Origin of the sequence: Microbispora sp. CSR-4, from assembly GCF_008033685.1 — a bacterium.
GTDB lineage: Bacteria > Actinomycetota > Actinomycetes > Streptosporangiales > Streptosporangiaceae > Microbispora.
In genome coordinates, this window is sequence record NZ_VJVX01000068.1 from 22,874 (window position 1) to 40,768 (window position 17,895).

The window sequence follows — 17,895 nt, forward strand, 5'->3', positions numbered from 1 at the left end:
GAGTCACGACCTTGCTCCGCAATCGAGTTAGCAGACTGACCGCCGCCACGGTGAGCGGCGCCTTGCTCATGGCCGCCGCCGCCTGTGGGGGTAGCGACGACACCACCACGACCGGAGCTTCGGCCGACGCGTCCAGCGCGCCTGCCGCCTCCCAGGTCAAGGTGGGCCTGGCATACGACATCGGTGGCCGTGGCGACGGCTCCTTCAACGACGCGGCCGCGGCCGGCCTGGACAAGGCCGAGGCGGAGCTTCACGTCGAGAAGAAGGAGCTGGAGGCCACCCAGGGCGAGACCGACGCCCAGAAGGAGGAGCGGCTGCGCCTGCTCGCGTCCGGGGGTTACAACCCGGTCATCGCGGTGGGCTTCGCCTACTCCGGCTCCGTGGCGAAGGTCGCCAAGGAGTTCCCCGACGTCAAGTTCGCCATCGTGGACGACGACGCGGCCAAGGGCGACAACATCACGAACCTGATGTTCGCCGAGGAGCAGGGGTCGTTCCTCGTGGGCGTCGCGGCGGCGCTGAAGTCCGAGAAGGGCAACATCGGCTTCGTGGGTGGCGTCGACGTGCCGCTGATCCACAAGTTCGAGGCGGGCTACGAGGCCGGCGCGAAGGCCGTCAAGCCGGACATCAAGATCCAGACCAAGTACCTCACCCAGCCCCCGGACTTCGGCGGCTTCGGTGACCCGGCCAAGGGCAAGACGGCCGCCGAGGGCATGTACGACGCCGGTGCGGACGTGGTCTACCAGGCGGCCGGCGGTTCGGGCGCGGGCGTCTTCGAGGCGGCCAAGGCCGCGAACGCGATGGCGATCGGCGTCGACTCCGACCAGGCGGCGCTCCCGGCGTACGCCGACTTCAAGGATGTGATCATCACCTCGATGATCAAGAAGGTCGACGTGGCCGTCTTCGACTTCCTCAAGAAGTACATCGACGGCACGGTCACGTCCGGCCCCTCGGTCTACGACCTCAAGGCGGGCGGCGTGGACTACTCCACGACCGGCGGCAAGATCGACGACATCAAGTCGAAGATCGACGAGTACAAGCAGAAGATCGTCGGCGGCGAGATCACGGTCCCGACGTCCTGACCTGCGCATTCGAGGGGCCCGGAGGCACCCGCCCCGGGCCCTTTGCTCTACTCTCACTATCACTTGACCGCACCGGGCACTCCGCGAAGAGGAGGCCGACATTACCGCCGCGACCGCCACGGAACCCGCAGTAGAACTCACCGGGATCACCAAGAGGTTCCCGGGAGTCGTCGCCAACAGCGACATCCACCTCCGCGTCGCCAAGGGGCACATCCACGCCCTCGTAGGCGAGAACGGCGCGGGGAAGTCCACGCTGATGAAGATCCTGTACGGGATGCAGCGCCCAGACGAGGGCGAGATCCGCGTCAACGGGGCGCCCGTGGGCTTCCACACCCCCGCCGACGCCATCGCCGTGGGCATCGGCATGGTCCACCAGCACTTCATGCTGGCCGACAACCTGACCGTCCTGGAGAACGTGGTCCTGGGCAGCGAGCCGCGCCGCGGCGGCCTCGCCCTGGACTTCGCCGCCGCACGCAAGAAGATCAAGGAGATCTCCGACGCGTACGGCCTGGGCGTGCAGCCGGACGTGCCGGTCGAGGACCTGGGTGTCGGCGACCGCCAGCGGGTGGAGATCCTCAAGGTGCTCTATCGGGGCGCCCGCATCCTGATCCTGGACGAGCCGACCGCCGTGCTCGTGCCCCACGAGGTGGACGAGCTGTTCGACAACCTGCGCGGCCTGGTCCGCGAGGGGCTGACGATCCTGTTCATCTCCCACAAGCTGGACGAGGTCCTTCGGGTGGCCGACGAGATCACCGTCATCCGGCGCGGCACCACCGTGGCGACCGTGAACCCCAAGGACGTGACCTCCCGCAAGCTCGCCGAGCTCATGGTCGGCAGCGAGCTGCCCAGCCCCGAGACCCGCGAGTCGACCGTCACCGACGTCGTCGCCCTGTCCGTACGCGACCTGACCGTGCGCACCGGCGACGGGCGGCCGGTGGTCGACAACGTGAGCTTCGACATCCACAAGGGCGAGGTGCTCGGCATCGCGGGCGTCGAGGGCAACGGCCAGGCGGAACTCGTCGAGGCGATCATGGGTATGCGCCCCTGCGAGGCGGGCGCGCTCACGCTCGCCGGCGCCGACATCTCCCAGTGGTCCACGCTGAAGCGGCGCGCGGGCGGCATCGGCTACATCCCCGAGGACCGCCACCGCCACGGCCTGCTGCTCGAATCGCCGCTCTGGGAGAACCGCATCCTCGGCCACCAGACCCGCCGGCCCAACGTCAAGGGCCCGTGGATCGACCGCGCCGGCGCCCGGGCCGACACGCGGCGCATCGTCGAGGAGTACGACGTGCGCACCCCCGGCATCGACGTGGACGCGGCCACGCTGTCCGGCGGCAACCAGCAGAAACTGATCGTCGGGCGGGAGATGAGCGGCGATCCCGTGCTGCTCATCGCCAGCCACCCCACCCGGGGTGTGGACATCGGCGCGCAGGCCGCCATCTGGGACCACCTGCGCACCGCGCGCGCCGCCGGGCTGGCCGTGCTGCTGATCTCCGCGGACCTCGACGAGCTGATCGGGTTGTCCGACACGCTCAAGGTGATCCTGCGCGGCAGGATCGTCGCCGACGTCGATCCCGCGAACGTGACCCCCGAGCAACTGGGCTCGGCGATGACCGGCGCCGGGGAGGAGACGGTATGAACGGGTTCCTCGACCGGGTGCTCGGCCGGGTGAAGCTGAGCGGCTGGCTCGCCGTCGTCGCACCCCTCATCGCGGTCGTCGTCGCCGTGCTGATCACGTCGGTGGTCCTGGTCGCCGCGGGCAAGGACCCGGTGCTGGCGTTCACCACCCTCGCGGAGTACGGCACCCAGCCGCGGTCGATGGCCATGATCCTCAACACCGGGGTCATGTACTACATCTCCGCGCTCGCGGTGGCCGTCGGCTTCCGGATGAACCTCTTCAACATCGGCGTGGACGGCCAGTATCGGCTCGCGGCCGTGATCGCCGCCGGGCTCGGCGGCGCCGCCGTGGTGCCGGGCGTGCTCAACATCGTCCTCGTGATCGTCGTGGCGGTGGTCGTCGGCGCGCTGTGGGCCGCGATCGCCGGTCTGCTCCGGGTCTACCGGGGCGTGAGCGAGGTCATCTCGACCATCATGCTGAACGCGATCGCCACCGGCCTCGGCTCGTGGCTGGTCAGCGAGCACTTCGGCGTGCTGACCGGCAACGACCTCGGCACCAGGCCCATCCCCGACGACGCGCACATGCCCGGCATCCCGCTCATCGCGGGCACGCCGGTGCTCGTCAACGGGTTCATCGTGGTCGCGGTCCTGCTCGGCATCGCCTACTGGGTGGTGCTCAACCGCACCCGGTTCGGCTTCGAGCTGCGGGCGACCGGCAAGTCCGAGTCCGCGGCGGTGGCCAGCGGTGTCAGCGTGAAGAAGATGATCGTCGTCACGATGGTCATGTCGGGGGCGGTCGCCGGCCTGATCGGCATGCCGGAGCTGCTCGGCGCCTCCTACAAGTACAGCAACAACTTCCCGGCCGGTCTCGGCTTCACGGGCATCGCGATCGCCCTGCTCGGCCGCAACAACCCGGTCGGCATGGCGGTCGGCGCGCTGCTGTGGAGCTTCCTGGACAACTCGTCCAACCAGCTCCAGCTGCTCGACATCTCCAAGGAGATCGTCCAGATCATGCAGGGCGTCGTCGTGCTCTCCGTGATCATCGCGTACGAGCTGGTCCACCGCTACCGCATCGTCGCGGAGCAGCGCAGGGTCAGCCGCGAGCTCGCCGCGCCGCAGGAGGCGCCGAAGGCGGAGGCGACGGCATGACAACCAGGCCGGACGGAATCGAGGAGACGGCATGACGGCGACGGACCTCCCGGTCGAACGCCCGGTCGAGGCGGCCCCGGTGCGGCGCTTCCGGCTGTCGGGCCCGGTGCTCCTGCTCGGCCTGGCCGGGCTCGTGGTGCTGCTGTCGATCGCGCGGCTGGTGACCGGGGCGAACGACATCACCTCGGCGGGCACGGTCAGCGCCGCGCTCGGCCTCGCCGTGCCGATCGGGCTCGCCGGTCTCGGCGGCCTGTGGTCGGAACGGGCCGGCGTGGTCAACATCGGCCTCGAAGGCATGATGGTGCTCGGCACCTGGTTCGGCGCCTGGGGTGCCATCCAGTTCCACAGCCCCTGGGCGGGTGTGGTCGCCGGCGCCGTCGGCGGGGCGCTGGGCGCGGCCATCCACGCCGTCGCGACCGTGACCTTCGGCGTCGACCACATCATCTCCGGCGTGGCGATCAACATCGTCGGCGTCGGCTTCACCCAGTATCTGTCCCAGCTCGTCTTCGACGGCATGCCTGGTGGCGGCACGAAGAACTCGCCGCCGCTGCCCAAGATGGGCACGGTGAGCCTGGGCTTCCTCAACGACCCGCTGCGGACCGTCGAGGCCAAGCACTGGTTCGTCCTGTCGGACTTCGCGGGCGTGCTGCGGGGCATCACCCAGGACGTGTCGTGGTTCACGATCCTGGCGATCCTGCTGGTGCCGCTGTCGTTCTACATCCTGTGGCGCACGCCGTTCGGCCTGCGCCTGCGGGCGTGCGGCGAGCGTCCGGTCGCGGCGGAGTCGCTGGGCGTCAACGTCTACCTGTACAAGTGGGCCGCCGTGCTGGTCTCCGGTGTGCTGGCCGGGCTCGGCGGCGCGTTCCTGTCGCTGGTGGCGGCGGGGATCTACCGCGACGGGCAGACGGGCGGACGCGGCTACATCGGCCTCGCCGCCATGATCTTCGGCAACTGGCGTCCCGGCGGGCTCGCCGGCGGCGCGGCGCTGTTCGGCTACACCGACGCGCTCCAGCTCCGGCAGGGCGGCATCTCGGTGCACGCGCTGCTGCTCGTCGTCGCGCTGCTGCTCGTCGCCGTGGCGGTCTACCAGCTCGTACGGCAGCGGCGCGGGCGCGCGGCCCTGATCACCGGGGTCGTGGCGATCGCGGTGTTCGTGGTGTTCGCCGTGACCGACACCGTGCCGGAGCAGTTCACCTCGTTCACCCCCCACCTGACCACGCTGCTGGTCCTGTCGCTGGCCTCGCAACGGCTGCGCATGCCGGCGGCCGACGGTGTCCCGTATCGAAGGGGGCAGGCGAAATGAGCATCGACTGGGAGGCGCTGCGGGTCGCGGCCCGCGAGGCCATGACCCACGCGTACGCGCCGTATTCGAAGTTTCCCGTGGGGGCGGCGGCGCTCGTCGACGACGGCCGGATCGTGACCGGCTGCAACGTCGAGAACGCGTCGTACGGCCTGGGGCTGTGCGCCGAGTGCGGGCTCGTCTCCGCGCTGCACGCGAGCGGCGGCGGCAGGCTGGTGGCCTTCACCTGCGTGGACGGCCACGGCGAGCTGCTGATGCCGTGCGGCCGCTGCCGCCAGCTGCTGTTCGAGCACGGCGGGCGCGACCTGCTGGTGGAGACGCCCGACGGGCCGATGCGGATGGACGGCTTCCTGCCGTTCGCCTTCGGCCCGGATGATTTGTCGCGATAAGGGGGAAACGTGGGGTTCGACGCGATCGAGGTCATCACCGTCAAGCGCGACCGGGGCGAGCTGTCGACCGCCCAGATCGACTGGGTGATCGACGCGTACACGCGGGGCGAGGTGGCCGACGAGCAGATGTCGGCGCTGCTGATGGCGATCCTGCTCAACGGCATGAACCGCAGGGAGATCGCGGACTGGACCCAGGCCATGATCAGGTCGGGGGAGCGGATGGACTGGTCCTCCCTCGACCGGCCCACGGCCGACAAGCACTCCACCGGCGGGGTCGGCGACAAGATCACCCTGCCGCTGGCCCCGCTGGTCGCCGCCTGCGGCGCGTACGTGCCGCAGCTGTCCGGGCGGGGCCTCGGCCACACCGGCGGCACGCTGGACAAGCTGGAGTCGATCCGCGGCTGGCGGGCGTCGCTGTCGAACGACGAGATGCTCGGCGTGATCCGCTCGGCCGGTGCGGTCGTCTGCGCGGCGGGCGCGGGCCTCGCGCCGGCCGACAAGAAGCTCTACGCGCTGCGCGACGTCACCGGCACGGTCGAGTCGATCCCGCTGATCGCGTCCTCGATCATGTCCAAGAAGATCGCCGAGGGCACGGGATCGCTCGTGCTCGACGTGAAGGCCGGCTCGGGCGCGTTCATGAAGAACGTGGACGACGCCCGCGAGCTGGCCCGGACGATGGTCGAGCTGGGCACCGACGCCGGGGTGCGCACGGTCGCCCTGCTCACCGCGATGGACCGCCCGCTGGGCCTGAAGGTGGGCAACGCGCTGGAGGTCGAGGAGTCCGTCGAGGTGCTCGCCGGAGGCGGCCCCGCCGACGTGGTCGAGCTCACCGTACGGCTGGCCAGGGAGATGCTGGAGGCCGCCGCCGTCCCGGGCGCCAAGGACCCGGAGGAGGCGCTCAAGGACGGCTCGGCGATGGACGCCTGGCGGCGCATGATCATCGCCCAGGGCGGCGACCCGGACGCGCCGCTGCCGAAGGCCGCCGAGTCGGCCGTTGTCACCGCCCCCGCCTCGGGCACGCTGCGCACGCTCGACGCGCTCAAGGTCGGCGTGGCGGCCTGGCGGCTCGGGGCCGGACGGGCTCGCAAGGAGGACCCGGTCTCCGCCGGCGCGGGCATCGTGCTGCACGCCAAGCCCGGCGAGACGGTCCGCGCCGGGGCTCCGCTGATGACCCTGTACGCCGACGAGGCCGCCAGGTTCGACCGGGCGCTCCAGGCGCTCGAGGGCGCGTACGAGATCGGCCAGGACGGCGGCGCGGACCTGCTGCCGCTGGTGATCGACCGCATCACCGCCTGAGCGTCGCAGTCTTCGCGTCAGCGTGGGATCAGCAGCGCGCCCATGCACGCCCATGCCGACGAACAGGCCGCCGGTGAGCATGTCGAGCCGCTTCTTCAGCCGCCGGTAGCCCCTGGTGATCCACGGGCTGCCGGCCAGGAAGGCGACGGCGGAGAACCAGGCGAACGCCACGGTCGGCATCGCGCCGAGGGTGGCCGCCCGCATGACGAGGTCCGTACGGTGCGGGAGCAGGCTGGCGAACAGGACGCCGAAGAAGACCACAGGGCCTTGGGGCTGGCGAGGTTGGTTCACTCCATCGAACGATCATCCGTGTCACCCGCCACGAGGGCGTCGCCGAGGGGCGTGCGGTAGTAGAGCACCGACCGCCCGGCCCGGCGCCGCCGTACGAGACCGGAGTCGAGGAGCACCTTGAGGTGGCGGCCCACCGAGCCCAGGCCCTGGCCGCTCAGCGCCACGAGGTGCGTCGTGCTCTTCGGCGCGGCGAGCAGCACGAGCACCCGCGCCCGTGCCGGGCCGAGGAGCCTGCCGAGCGCCTCGGGCACCGGCGCCCGGCCGGGCTCGGCCAGCGTCCCCGAGCAGGGGTAGACCAGGGCGTAGTGGCGGCCCACGGTCCAGGCGGCCCATGCCTGGCGGGGAGTGACCGGGACGAACATCAGCCGCGCCCCGCCGATCCGCCTCGGCGGATAGTCGTAGGTGTTGATCTGCAGCCGGTCGCCGCCGAGCCAGCGCATCCCCTTGCGCATGTCGTTCAGCGCGGCGGCCCAGCCGCCCTGGCTGATGAGGCCCACGCGGGCGACGACGTCGGCCTCCATGATCCGCCGGCGGCGCGGCCAGTCGGGCAGCACGGTGTGCGTCCACACCCACTCCAGCAGATCCGCCGCGCGGTCGGCCAGGTCGGTGCGGCGCAGCGGCCCCGGCAACGGACCGCGCAGCGCCACCTCGATGTCGGCGTACGCGGTCTCGGGCGGGGTCGCGCGGACCCGGGCCAGTTCCTCCTCGAAGGCGGGCTCGCCCTCGCCGGTCGGAGCGGGAGTGAGGAAGTCGGCGGTCCAGTTGCGGCCCCGCGCGGCCCTCAGCAGCAGCGCCGTGATCGGGTCGCCGGCCAGGCGGGAGCGGAAGGCGGGCAGATGGGTGTCGAGCCACTCCCGCTCGCCGGGATGCGCCGCCGACGCCCTCTCCAGGGTGAACAGGCAGGCGGTGGCCTCGGCCAGGGGAGAGATCACGAACCGGCTCTCCGCGAGGGTGTCGGAGTCGACCAGCCACCAGCCCATGTTTCGCCTCCCCGCGAAACAATAACGGCGGTGCGCGGCGGTGATCGAGGCTCCCGTCATGCGTACCTATCGGGAACTGTTCCGCACGCCTGAATACACACCCCTGTTCACCGCCGCGTCCGCGCAGGTGGCGGCCTCGACCGTGAGCGGCCTGGCCCTCGGCACGCTCGTCTACGGGGCGACGGGGTCGCCGCTGCTGTCGGCCCTGAGCATGTTCGGCTCGTCCTTCGCACAGGTGCTCGGGGCGACGGTGCTGCTGTCGGCCGCCGACCGGCTGCCCCCGCGTGCCGCGATGACGGCGCTGGCGCTCGTCCACTGCGCCGGCACGGCCGCGCTCGCCGTTCCCGGTCTGCCGCTGTGGGCGGTGTTCGCCGTCGTCCTGGGCATGGGGCTCGCCGCCTCCCTCGGCGGCGGGGTCCGGTTCGGGCTGCTCAACGAGATCCTGCCCAGGGACGGCTACCTGCTCGGCCGTTCGGTGCTCAGCATGTCGGTCGGCGTGCAGCAGATCGTCGGCTTCGTCGCCGGAGGCGTGCTCGTGACCGCGCTGTCCCCGCGCGGCACGCTGCTCGCCGGGGCGGGGCTGTACCTCGTCGCGGCGGCCGTCGCCCGGTGGGGGCTCACCGGCCGCCCGCCCCGCGCGCAGGGACGGCCCTCTCCGGCGGAGACGTGGCGGGTCAACCGCGTGCTCTGGTCGTCGGGGCTGCGCCGCCGGCTCTATCTGGCCCTGTGGGTGCCGAACGGCCTGATCGTGGGCTGCGAGTCGCTGTACGTCGCCTACGATCCCCCGCACGCCGGGCTGCTGTTCGCCTGCGCCGCCGCCGGGATGCTCGCCGGTGACACGCTGCTGGGGCGGTTCGTCCCCTCGTGGTGGCGCGAGCGGCTGAGCGCTCCGCTGCGGCTGCTGCTCGCCGCGCCCTACCTGGTCTTCCTGCTCCGCCCGTCCCTGCCGGTCGCGCTGGCCGCCGTCATGCTCGCCTCGGCCGGATATTCGGCGAGCCTGCTGCTCCAGGAACGCCTCATGTCCGTCACCCCGGAGGAGATGAGCGGGCAGGCGCTCGGGCTGCAGTCGTCGGGCGTGCTCACCATGCAGGGGGTCGGCGCGGCGATCGCGGGGGCGGTGGCTCAGACCACCTCGGCCCCGGCCGCGATGGGCGCGATGGCGGCGGCCTCCGTCGTGGTCACCCTCGCACTGGCTCCCGGCCTGCGGCCCGGCTCGGCCGCCGAGGTCCGCTCCGCTGTGGTCACCGGCCCCGGCGGGCTTCGCCGTACGGGACCGCTCGGGACGCGGAGGGGCCGGGGGTAGGTTGGGGAGCCGTGTCAGATCACGAAGGCATCCGTCATGTCGAGATCGGCGTCGCCGATCTGGCCCGCTCGCTCGACTTCTACCGCGACCTGCTGGATCTCGCTCCGGCGGGGGGCCCGGCCGCGGGGCCCGGCGTCGCGTGGCTGTCGGCCGGGCCCGCACTGCTGAAACTGGTCGAGACGGCGGAAGGCGATCTCGGCGGCTGGGTGAACGACGACCTCCAGCGCGGCATCCGGCACATCGGCTTCAAGGTCGGCGACGTCGATCTGCGGGCCGAGCGCGTCCGCGACGCCGGGGTGCCCTTCACGCTGCCACCTCTCGACGCGGTCGGCGGCGTGCGGATCGCGTTCTTCCAGGACCCGGACGGCACCCATCTGGAGATCACGTCCGGCTACCTCCGGTATCACCGGGTCGCCTCGCCGGAACTGGCCGAGCGGGAACGGCTGGCCGCCCTGAGCAGGCCGCGTACGGCGCCGCCGGTCTTCGACCACGTGGCGGTCACGTCCGCCGACCTCGACGCCGCGCTCGCCGTCTATCGGGACAGGCTCGGTTATGAGGTCATCGGGCAGATATCGCAGGACCAGGACCCGCGCGGCTTCCTGATCACATATCTGCTGGCCGGGGAGGCGGTCCTGGAGGTCTTCACGTTCACCGCTCCCACGACCGCGAGCCCGTGGACTCCCGATCCGTGCCGGCGGGGTTTCCGGCACGTCGCCATCGCCGCCGACGACCCGGAGGAGGCGGCTTTCCGGCTCATCGAGGCGGGCGCGCAGGTGACAGGAGACGGCGCGCTGGTGGACGCGAACGGCGCGCTCGTCGACGTGGACGGCGTGCCGCTCCTGATCGCCTGAGCCCGCCGGTTCCGCGCCTGCCCGCGTGCTCAGCGGGCCGGCTCTCTTCGTCACATGAGGGCTCAGACGGGGCGGGGGGCCTCGTCCGGGACGGATGGCGCGTAGCCGGCGTTCACGAGGTGGGGGAACAGGTGCTCGGCCAGGACGGCCCGATGCGTGGGGGTCGCCTCCGCGTGCCGTCGCCGTCCCTCCTCGGTGAGCTGCACGAAGACCCCGCGCCGGTCCGCCTCGCACAGCGCGCGGCCGACCAGGCCCTCGCGTTCCAGCCGGGCGATGAGGCGTGACAGCGCGCTCTGGCTCAGGTGAACCTGGCCGGCGAGCTCCTGCACGCGGAACTTGGCCCCGTCCGGCCCGTCGCAGAGAGAGGACCGGTCTGCCTCCACGAGGCGCTCAAGCACCTCGAACTCGCTCACGCCGAGCCCGTGCTTGTCGCTCAGCTCACGCTCCAGCGCGCACGACACCTCCGCGTGCCGGGCGAGCAGCTCGCGCCAGGCCATCACCACAAAGCCGGTGTCGATGTCGTTCATGCGAGACCGCCTTTCTCGGCGCGACCATACCATGCACACACATTAGATGCAAACGCATTATTTGCTTGTGCATTGAATGCGTGTGCATGTAAGTTCCCCTGTCATGACTTCCTCCACTAGGGACGAGCGCTGGGGGGCCCGCCTGTGGGGTGCCCTCACCGTTCTCTGCGCCGTCGTGTTCCTCGATGCTCTTGACGTGTCGATGGTCGGGGTGGCGCTCCCGTCCATCCAGGCCGATCTCGGGATGTCCACCTCGTCACTGCAGTGGGTGGTGAGCGGTTACGTGCTGGGATACGGCGGTCTGCTGCTGCTCGGGGGCCGGACCGCCGACCTGCTCGGCCGCCGCAGGGTGTTCCTGACCGCCCTCGTCGTCTTCGCCGCCGCCTCGCTGCTCGGCGGGCTGATGACCGACGGAACCCTGCTGATCGCGGCCCGCTTCGTGAAGGGCGTCAGCGCCGCGTTCACCGCGCCCGCCGCGTTGTCCATCATCACCACGACCTTCGCCGAAGGGCCCGCACGCAACCGGGCCCTGAGCATCTTCACCGCCTGCGGCGCCAGCGGCTTCTCGCTCGGGCTGGTCCTGTCCGGCCTGCTCACCGAGATCGGATGGCGCTGGACGTTCTTCATGCCGGTGCCCGTCGCGATCATCGCCCTTATCGCCGGAACGCGGCTGCTCCAGCGGGGCGAGGAACGCGGTGAAGGCGGCCACGACCTCCTCGGGGCCGCGACCATCACGGCGGCCATGTTGCTCCTGGTCTTCGCCGTCGTGGAGGCGCCCAAGGTGAGCGCGGTGCGCACCGTGCTGTCGCTCGCCGGGGCCGCCGCCCTGATCGGGCTGTTCGTCTGGCTGGAGCGCCGGGTGCGGCACCCGCTGGTCCGGCTCGGCATCCTGCGCTCCGCGCCACTCGTCCGGGCCAACATCGGCCTGGTCATCCTGTTCGGGTCGTACGTCGGCTTCCAGTTCGTGGCGATGCAGTACTTCCAGAACCTGCTGGGCTGGAGCGCGTTGCAGACCGCCCTCGCGTTCCTGCCTGCGGGACTGCTGGTCGCGCTCACCTCCACCACGATGGGCGGGTTCGCCGACCGCTTCGGCACCGCGCGGCTGATCGTGGTGGGCTCGGTGGCGCTGCTCGCGGGGTACGCGGTGTTCCTGCGGGTGGATCTTCACCCCAGCCTGCTCGCGATGGTGCTGCCGGGCATGGTCCTGCTGGGCATCGCCTTCGCGCTGTCGTTCCCGTCGCTCAACATCCAGGCGACCGCCGGGGTCGACGACGAGGAGCAGGGACTCGCCTCGGGCCTGCTGAACACCTCAGGCCAGGTCGGCGGAGCCGTGGTGCTGGCGATCGTCACCGCCGTCCTGACCTCGGGGGCGGACGGCGGCGACCCGATCGGCCACTTCCGCGCCGCGATCCTGGTCTCGGCCGGGTTCGCCCTTGTCGGCCTGGCCATCGCCCTCACCGGGCTCCGGTCCCGGCGGCGGCCGGCCGAGGCGCGGGAGGAGGCGGTGCTGGAGACGGTCTGACCCGCCCTACGTTTCCCACCGCCGTCAGAGGAAGGGGCGTCCCGGTCGCGCCGGGGCGCCCCTTCCCGCACGCCCGGCCGCCACCTTCCTGGTCAGGGCGGCTGAGCCGGTGCGCATCCGGGGACACCATGTCCGGGCGCGCCGGGGCCACCGCGTGTCCGGGCCAGTGCGTGCCGAGGGGGGTGTATGTCGGGGCCAGTGCGTGTCGAGGGCGGTGCGCATCCGGGGACACCACGTCCGGGCGCGCCGGGTCAGCGCCCGTCTGGGCCAGCGCCCGTCCGGGTCAGTGCGTGATCGGGTCAGCGCATCGTGCCGGGGACCCAGAGGGCGGGCACACCGCCCGCCTCGTCCAGCTCTATCGGCCGCGCGGCTCCAGTGCGCACGTCGATGGCGTAGACCGAATATTCCGCGTCGTCCTCGTCGTCGTCGCTGATCCGCTCCGCCTCCACGATCACCTCGTGCTCGTCCGCCCAGCCGCGTACGGCGAAGATGTGCGTGTCCTCGGGGAGGGCCGCCTCGCGCCGGGTGAGCACCTTGCCGGTGACGGAGTCGATCGTGACCAACTGGCCGTGGTCGCCCTCGGCCGGGTGGGCGCGCTCGGCCGCCACGGCGACGGCGCGTCCGTCCGGGGAGACCGCGGTGCCTGCCTCGAACAGCGCGGAGTCGATCGGCGTACGGCTCAGCGTGCGCCCGTCGGGCCGCATCCGCAGCAGGACGGTTGTGGTGAGCCGCCCGGGAACCGTGTCGGTGTCCCATGCGGCCGTGCCCGTCACCGTGCCGTTGTCCGAGACGGCCAGGACCCGCATCCGGCGGGGCAACGTCCGGACGTGATAGTTCGTGAGGTTCTGCACCCGTGGATGGAGCGCCCCCGCGGCCGGGCCGAAGTCGGCGGCCATCCACCGCCCGCTGGGCGAGATGACGACGTGGGTCTCCTCCGGCGAGACCTCCTCGGCGAGCGGGACCAGGTCGGTCCTCCTCGTCGTGGTGTCGCGCCGGTCGATCATGACGAAGTCGGACGAGGCCGCGCTGAAGTAGACCAGGCGGTTGCCGTCCCCGCTGATCGCGAGGAGGGGCTGCCATCCGTCGCTGAGGGCGGGGGACACGTCCGCCACACGCCACTGACCGCCCGTGGTCGCCACGACTCGCCATTGGGCGCAGCCGTTTTCCGCGAACTCCTGGGTGAACGCGTCCCAGTCGTCCGCTGTGCAGAACCCCCGGTAGGCGAAGCGTACGGGGGCGGGCAGGGACGGCGGGAGCGTGGGAGCCGCGTCGCTCTCGTCCAGCACGCCGGGGGAGGCGCCGTCCGTGCTGTGCGCGGCGCGCCCGAGCAGGCCGGCCGCGCCGAAGGCGAGGGGGACGATGACCAGAGCGGAGAGCGTGACGCTCATGGTGGTGACCAGGGCGCGCCGTCGCGTGCCCTGCCGCCGCCCGGTCCGTGCGGCCTCGGCGGTGAGAGGGACGGGATCGAGCGCGGGCATCTGCGCGGACAGGACGGCCAGTTCCCTGCGCAGCGCCGCTTCCCACGGACCGTCGCCGCGGTCGCCGGGACCGCTGCTCCCCGGCGGTACGGCAGGGGTGGCGGGCGGGGCGAACGGCGTCGCGGAAGGCGTGTTCCCCCCGGACCAGGTCTCCGGGGGTGCGCCGTAGGACGCGGGCCCGGCGGGCGGCCCGGCGGCGTGGCCCGGCTGCCACGGCGAGCTCCAAGGTGTGGACGCGGAGCCGGACGCCTGAGAGGGCGACGCCCATGAGGTTGGAGTGGCGCTGGATGCCTGGGACGGTGACGTCCATGGGGTCGGTGTGGGGGTGGGTGCCTGGGACGGTGACGTCCATGGGGTCGGTGTGGGGGTGGGTGCCTGGGACGGCGACGCCCACGAGGTCGGCGACGGGCCGGGGGCCGTGCCACGCGCGCCGCCACCGGTCTCCGCATCGTCGTCCGGCGCGGTGTGGCACCGGTCCGCCTCCGGCGGCATCTGCTGGGAAGCGGCATTCTCTGAAACGGCCCTCTCCAGAGCGGAGCCCTCGCAAGCGGAGTCCGCGAAAGTGGAGTCCGCGAAAGCGGAGCCTTCTGAAGTGGGGCTCTCCGATGCGCGGGCCTCCGATGCGCGGGCCTCCGATGCGGGCGCTTCTGGGGGCGGGGCGCTTACGGCGGGTTTCGAGGGCGTCTCGTCGGGGGCCGTCTCCATCGCCCGCTCCGCCGCTGCGGGATCCGCCGGCTTCGGCGGGCTTACCTCCACGAAGGAGGCGGGAAGGCGACTGCGCAGCTCGGCGACGGCGAGCACGGTCTCGGTGTTGGCCGTCCGGGCGTCCACGCAGCACAGATTCGCCGCCTGCCAGGTGGTGTCCCCGTCGTGGAAGCACGCCACGACAAGGGCGCGGCGGCGCGGTGTCAGCGCGGTCAGCGCCTCCGCGAGGGCCGCCGCGTCCGAGCCGGGATCGAGGCGCCCGGTCCCGGGTGCGGCTTTCCGGGCACGCGGACGCTTCAGATAGGCCGCGTACAGCGCCTCACGGGCGGCGTGGGCGGGAAACGACCAGCGTACGGTGCGCCATCTGGCCGCCACGACCGAGAGCGCGGTCACCGCGAGGGCGCGGGCGGCCTCCGGGTCACCCGTCAGCGACAGGGCCGTACGGGCGAGCGGCTGGGCCTGGTCCGCCGCGAAGGCGTCGAATCCCGGCAGATCTCTCACCGCGGCTCCTCGTCCGTACGGCTTCACGTTCGCACTCCCGGCCCGGCGGTCTCGTCCGCCTCTGCAGCCGCTCAAGCGTAGTGCGGATGGGCCTATATGACGCTATTTCGGATCTACTGACACACTGGGCGGCATGGTCAGGAGGATCGACGGCCCCACCCGCATTCCGGTGCCGGGCGGCAAGGTCATTGACGAATACGTGGGCCGCGTCAACAGCGGCGACGAGCAGCTCTCCATCGCGCACATGGTCGCCCCGCCCGGCTGGGAGGAGCCCGCGCAGACCCCGGAGTTCGCCGAGTACACGCTCGTGCTCAAGGGGTCGGTCATCGTGGAGCACGCGGGCGGCACCACCGTGGTCGAGGCGGGCCAGGCGTTCGTCAGCGAGCCCGGCGAGAAGATCCGCTACAGCTCCGGGCCGTCCGGCGCGGAGTACGTCGCCGTCTGCCTGCCCGCGTTCTCCCCGGACACCGCCAACCGCGACGAGTAGGACGGCCAGCTTAGGATTGCCGGAAGAACGACGGCGGCGAGGAGGGGGCATGACCAGGCTGCCCACGCTGGAGGAGATTCGCAGGGCGCCCAAGGTGCTCCTGCACGACCATCTCGACGGCGGGCTGCGTCCGGGGACGATCATCGACCTCGCCCGTGACTGCGGCCACACCCTGCCGACGTACGACCCCGGCGAGCTGGCGGCCTGGTTCAGGGACGCCGCCGACTCCGGGTCGCTGGAGCGCTACCTGGAGACGTTCTCGCACACGGTCGGCGTGATGCAGACCCGCGAGGGGCTGGTCAGGGTGGCCGCGGAGTGCGCCGAGGACCTGGCGGACGACGGCGTGATGTACGCCGAGGTCCGGTATGCCCCGGAGCAGCACACCTCGCGGGGGCTGTCGCTCGACCAGGTCGTGGAGGCCGTGCTCGAAGGCTTCCGGCTCGGCTCGGCCGGGCCCGACGGCAAGCCGCGGATCCGGGTGGGCACCCTGCTGACGGCGATGCGCCACCAGGCCCGCTCGATGGAGATCGCCGAGCTCGCCGTACGTTACCGGGACCTCGGCGTGGTCGGGTTCGACATCGCCGGGGCCGAGGCCGGCTATCCGCCCACACGGCACCTGGACGCGTTCGAGTATCTCCAGCGGGAGAACGCCCACTTCACGATCCACGCGGGGGAGGGCTTCGGGCTCCCGTCGATCTGGCAGGCCATCCAGTGGTGCGGCGCCGACCGGCTCGGCCACGGGGTGCGGATCATCGACGACATCACGGTGCCGGAGGACGGCGAGGCCAAGCTCGGCAGGCTGGCGGCGTACGTCCGCGACAAGCGGATCCCGCTGGAGATGTGCCCGACGTCGAACCTGCAGACCGGGGCCGCCCCGTCGATCGCCGAGCATCCGATCGGCCTGCTGCGCCGCCTGTACTTCCGGGTGACGGTCAACACCGACAACCGGCTGATGAGCGATACGAGCCTGTCGCAGGAGTTCGCGAAGCTCGTGGACGCCTTCGGCTACGACTGGGACGACCTGCAGTGGTTCACGGTCAACGCGATGAAGTCGGCCTTCATCCCGTTCGACGAACGGCTCGCGCTGATCAACGGCGTGATCAAGCCCGGCTACGCGCAGATGAAGTGGCACGCGTGAAGCCGCAGGTCTACCGATCGAAAGCGGCCTGGCTCCTCGGCTGGCTCTGGATGCTGTTCGCCGCGTGGAACGTGTGGGACCTGACGGCCCACGGCCACCTGCCGAGCGCGCTGATCGCGGGCGCGGTGCTCGGCGTCATCACGGCGCTGGTCTTCGTGATGGCGCTGCGGCCCGCCGTCATCGTGGAGGAGGGCGGTGTCCGCGTGCGCAACGTGCTGCGGAACGCCTACGTCCCCTGGAGCGGCGTGGACGACGTGTCCGTGACCAACGCCATCGTGATCGAGTCGGGCGACACCACCGTGCGCTGCTGGACGCCCCAGGCGACGGCCCGTGAGCGGGTCAGGGCCGCCGGGCGGGCCGCCAAGGCGGCCAAGTCGGCGAACAAGGCCGAGCGGGCGGCGGCCGAGGCCGTCGGCGCCCGCACCCACGCCGACTGGGTGGCCGACCAGCTCACCGAGATGAGCCGGTCCCGCCGCGAGAGCTCGTCCGGCGAGACCCGTGTCACCTGGTCGCCGTCCGCCGTGGCGGCCATCGCCGCCGCGATCGTCCTGGTCGTGGCCGCCTTCGTCGTCTCCTGATCACGTAGCCGGACCGGGAGCAAAGGCCGCCCGTGCGACGCCGGGGCGGCAATCGTCTGCCGGAGGGGTCTGAGTGCGTCTGGAACGAGTGATCGTCGTCGTTGTGCTCGCCGCGCTCGCGAGCGTCTACGTGATCGCCGGCGCTCCGATCGCGCTGGCGGTGCTCGGCGTGCAGGTCCTCTATCTGCTGAAGGTCAGGACGTGGTGGCTGCTCGCCGTGCAGGCCGTCCTCGTCTACACGGCGACCGTCGCGGGCGGGGTCTCGACCGGGATCCTCGGCTTCCTGGCCGGTGCGCTGCTGCTGACCCGTGCCCATCGCGATACCGCGCGCGTGCTCGCGTCGTTCGTGGTGGCGAGCGCGGCGCTGATCGACGCCGCCCGCGGCGGGGCGACGGCCGACGCGACGATCACCGTGGTGCTGATCTCGCTGGTCGTCTTCGGCCTCACCCGGCTCGTGCAGCGCGCGATGTTCGTCCTCGAACCCCTGTGGGTGGGACCCTGACGGTTGAGCAGGCCAAGAACGCGCCGGCCCCTACGCTGCTGGATACCGTACGGCTCCGCGACGAAGTGTTCGGCGGCCAGCCCTGAAAGCGAACAGCGCCTAGCCTCGGGCTTTCGCGACGAATTTGAGCGGGCTTGATCGTTTACATGAGAAAAGTGCCTTTGAGCTGGGAGGATTGGGCTTGTCGAGAGTCCTGTCCGCA

The 17,895-nt window shown here is 71.7% G+C and carries 16 protein-coding genes; 13 read left to right on the forward strand and 3 right to left on the reverse strand.

Features of this window, described 5'->3' with window-relative positions; genetic code table 11:
• Nucleotides 1-50: 50 nt before the first annotated feature.
• From FLV34_RS34365 to FLV34_RS34390, 6 genes are all read left to right on the forward strand, one after another.
• Nucleotides 51-1,079, forward strand: coding sequence for a BMP family protein (locus FLV34_RS34365; protein WP_261986007.1), 1,029 nt, complete (start codon nt 51-53; stop codon nt 1,077-1,079).
• A gap of 100 nt (nt 1,080-1,179) precedes the next feature.
• Nucleotides 1,180-2,718, forward strand: a complete 1,539-nt coding sequence (locus FLV34_RS34370; RefSeq protein ID WP_142646578.1) for an ABC transporter ATP-binding protein — start codon at nt 1,180-1,182, stop codon at nt 2,716-2,718.
• Nucleotides 2,715-3,845 carry an ABC transporter permease gene (locus FLV34_RS34375; protein ID WP_142646576.1) on the forward strand — a complete coding sequence of 377 codons (1,131 nt, stop codon included), beginning with the start codon at nt 2,715-2,717 and terminating at the stop codon, nt 3,843-3,845. The genes FLV34_RS34370 and FLV34_RS34375 overlap by 4 nt, the downstream gene beginning before the upstream one ends.
• Before the next feature lie 31 nt (nt 3,846-3,876).
• Nucleotides 3,877-5,148 (forward strand): ABC transporter permease, encoded by a 1,272-nt coding sequence (locus FLV34_RS34380; protein ID WP_147945087.1) that lies wholly within the window; start codon nt 3,877-3,879, stop codon nt 5,146-5,148.
• Nucleotides 5,145-5,534, forward strand: coding sequence for a cytidine deaminase (locus FLV34_RS34385; protein ID WP_142646572.1), 390 nt, complete (start codon nt 5,145-5,147; stop codon nt 5,532-5,534). Before FLV34_RS34380 ends, FLV34_RS34385 begins: the two co-directional genes overlap by 4 nt.
• Nucleotides 5,535-5,543: 9 nt before the next feature.
• On the forward strand, nt 5,544-6,830 hold the full coding sequence (locus tag FLV34_RS34390) for a thymidine phosphorylase (protein WP_142646570.1): 1,287 nt from the start codon (nt 5,544-5,546) through the stop codon (nt 6,828-6,830).
• A 287-nt stretch (nt 6,831-7,117) separates the two neighbouring features.
• Here the strand turns inward: FLV34_RS34390 and FLV34_RS34395 are convergent, their stop codons facing one another.
• Nucleotides 7,118-8,101 carry a helix-turn-helix transcriptional regulator gene (locus FLV34_RS34395; RefSeq protein ID WP_147945088.1) on the reverse strand — a complete coding sequence of 328 codons (984 nt, stop codon included), beginning with the start codon at nt 8,099-8,101 and terminating at the stop codon, nt 7,118-7,120.
• 58 nt (nt 8,102-8,159) lie between these two features.
• Here FLV34_RS34395 and FLV34_RS34400 point away from each other — a divergent pair, with 58 nt between their 5' ends.
• Nucleotides 8,160-9,404: an MFS transporter gene (locus tag FLV34_RS34400; RefSeq protein WP_222709733.1), complete on the forward strand. Its 1,245-nt coding sequence runs from the start codon at nt 8,160-8,162 to the stop codon at nt 9,402-9,404.
• A gap of 11 nt (nt 9,405-9,415) precedes the next feature.
• Nucleotides 9,416-10,255, forward strand: coding sequence for a VOC family protein (locus FLV34_RS34405; protein WP_147945089.1), 840 nt, complete (start codon nt 9,416-9,418; stop codon nt 10,253-10,255).
• 62 nt (nt 10,256-10,317) lie between these two features.
• Here the strand turns inward: FLV34_RS34405 and FLV34_RS34410 are convergent, their stop codons facing one another.
• Nucleotides 10,318-10,782, reverse strand: coding sequence for a MarR family winged helix-turn-helix transcriptional regulator (locus tag FLV34_RS34410; RefSeq protein ID WP_142646564.1), 465 nt, complete (start codon nt 10,780-10,782; stop codon nt 10,318-10,320).
• Nucleotides 10,783-10,885: 103 nt separating this feature from the next.
• Here FLV34_RS34410 and FLV34_RS34415 point away from each other — a divergent pair, with 103 nt between their 5' ends.
• Complete coding sequence (locus FLV34_RS34415) at nt 10,886-12,304, forward strand: MFS transporter (protein WP_142646562.1); 1,419 nt, start codon at nt 10,886-10,888, stop codon at nt 12,302-12,304.
• 299 nt (nt 12,305-12,603) lie between these two features.
• On the opposite strand, the gene FLV34_RS34420 is transcribed toward FLV34_RS34415, so the two are convergent.
• On the reverse strand, nt 12,604-14,988 hold the full coding sequence (locus tag FLV34_RS34420) for a hypothetical protein (RefSeq protein WP_147945090.1): 2,385 nt from the start codon (nt 14,986-14,988) through the stop codon (nt 12,604-12,606).
• Nucleotides 14,989-15,121: 133 nt separating this feature from the next.
• Here FLV34_RS34420 and FLV34_RS34425 point away from each other — a divergent pair, with 133 nt between their 5' ends.
• The 4 genes from FLV34_RS34425 (at nt 15,122) to FLV34_RS34440 (ending at nt 17,693) form a co-directional block, all read left to right on the forward strand.
• Nucleotides 15,122-15,475 (forward strand): cupin, encoded by a 354-nt coding sequence (locus FLV34_RS34425; RefSeq protein WP_147945091.1) that lies wholly within the window; start codon nt 15,122-15,124, stop codon nt 15,473-15,475.
• Nucleotides 15,476-15,524: 49 nt separating this feature from the next.
• Nucleotides 15,525-16,613, forward strand: coding sequence for an adenosine deaminase (locus FLV34_RS34430; RefSeq protein WP_142646556.1), 1,089 nt, complete (start codon nt 15,525-15,527; stop codon nt 16,611-16,613).
• A complete protein-coding gene (locus FLV34_RS34435) occupies nt 16,610-17,191 on the forward strand; it encodes a PH domain-containing protein (protein WP_142646554.1) in 582 nt (193 codons plus the stop codon). Before FLV34_RS34430 ends, FLV34_RS34435 begins: the two co-directional genes overlap by 4 nt.
• A 73-nt stretch (nt 17,192-17,264) precedes the next feature.
• Nucleotides 17,265-17,693, forward strand: a complete 429-nt coding sequence (locus tag FLV34_RS34440) for a hypothetical protein (RefSeq protein ID WP_147945092.1) — start codon at nt 17,265-17,267, stop codon at nt 17,691-17,693.
• Nucleotides 17,694-17,895: the final 202 nt, after the last annotated feature.

What these genes read in the sequence shown, in the direction of transcription:
- FLV34_RS34425 (WP_147945091.1), top strand. Translation starts at nt 15,122, where the DNA reads ATGGTCAGGAGGATCGACGGCCCCACCCGCATTCCGGTGCCGGGCGGC.
- FLV34_RS34380 (WP_147945087.1), top strand. Translation starts at nt 3,877, where the DNA reads ATGACGGCGACGGACCTCCCGGTCGAACGCCCGGTCGAGGCGGCCCCG.
- FLV34_RS34400 (WP_222709733.1), top strand. Translation starts at nt 8,160, where the DNA reads ATGCGTACCTATCGGGAACTGTTCCGCACGCCTGAATACACACCCCTG.
- FLV34_RS34415 (WP_142646562.1), top strand. Translation starts at nt 10,886, where the DNA reads ATGACTTCCTCCACTAGGGACGAGCGCTGGGGGGCCCGCCTGTGGGGT.
- FLV34_RS34410 (WP_142646564.1), bottom strand. Translation starts at nt 10,782, where the DNA reads ATGAACGACATCGACACCGGCTTTGTGGTGATGGCCTGGCGCGAGCTG.
- FLV34_RS34375 (WP_142646576.1), top strand. Translation starts at nt 2,715, where the DNA reads ATGAACGGGTTCCTCGACCGGGTGCTCGGCCGGGTGAAGCTGAGCGGC.
- FLV34_RS34430 (WP_142646556.1), top strand. Translation starts at nt 15,525, where the DNA reads ATGACCAGGCTGCCCACGCTGGAGGAGATTCGCAGGGCGCCCAAGGTG.
- FLV34_RS34395 (WP_147945088.1), bottom strand. Translation starts at nt 8,101, where the DNA reads ATGGGCTGGTGGCTGGTCGACTCCGACACCCTCGCGGAGAGCCGGTTC.
- FLV34_RS34385 (WP_142646572.1), top strand. Translation starts at nt 5,145, where the DNA reads ATGAGCATCGACTGGGAGGCGCTGCGGGTCGCGGCCCGCGAGGCCATG.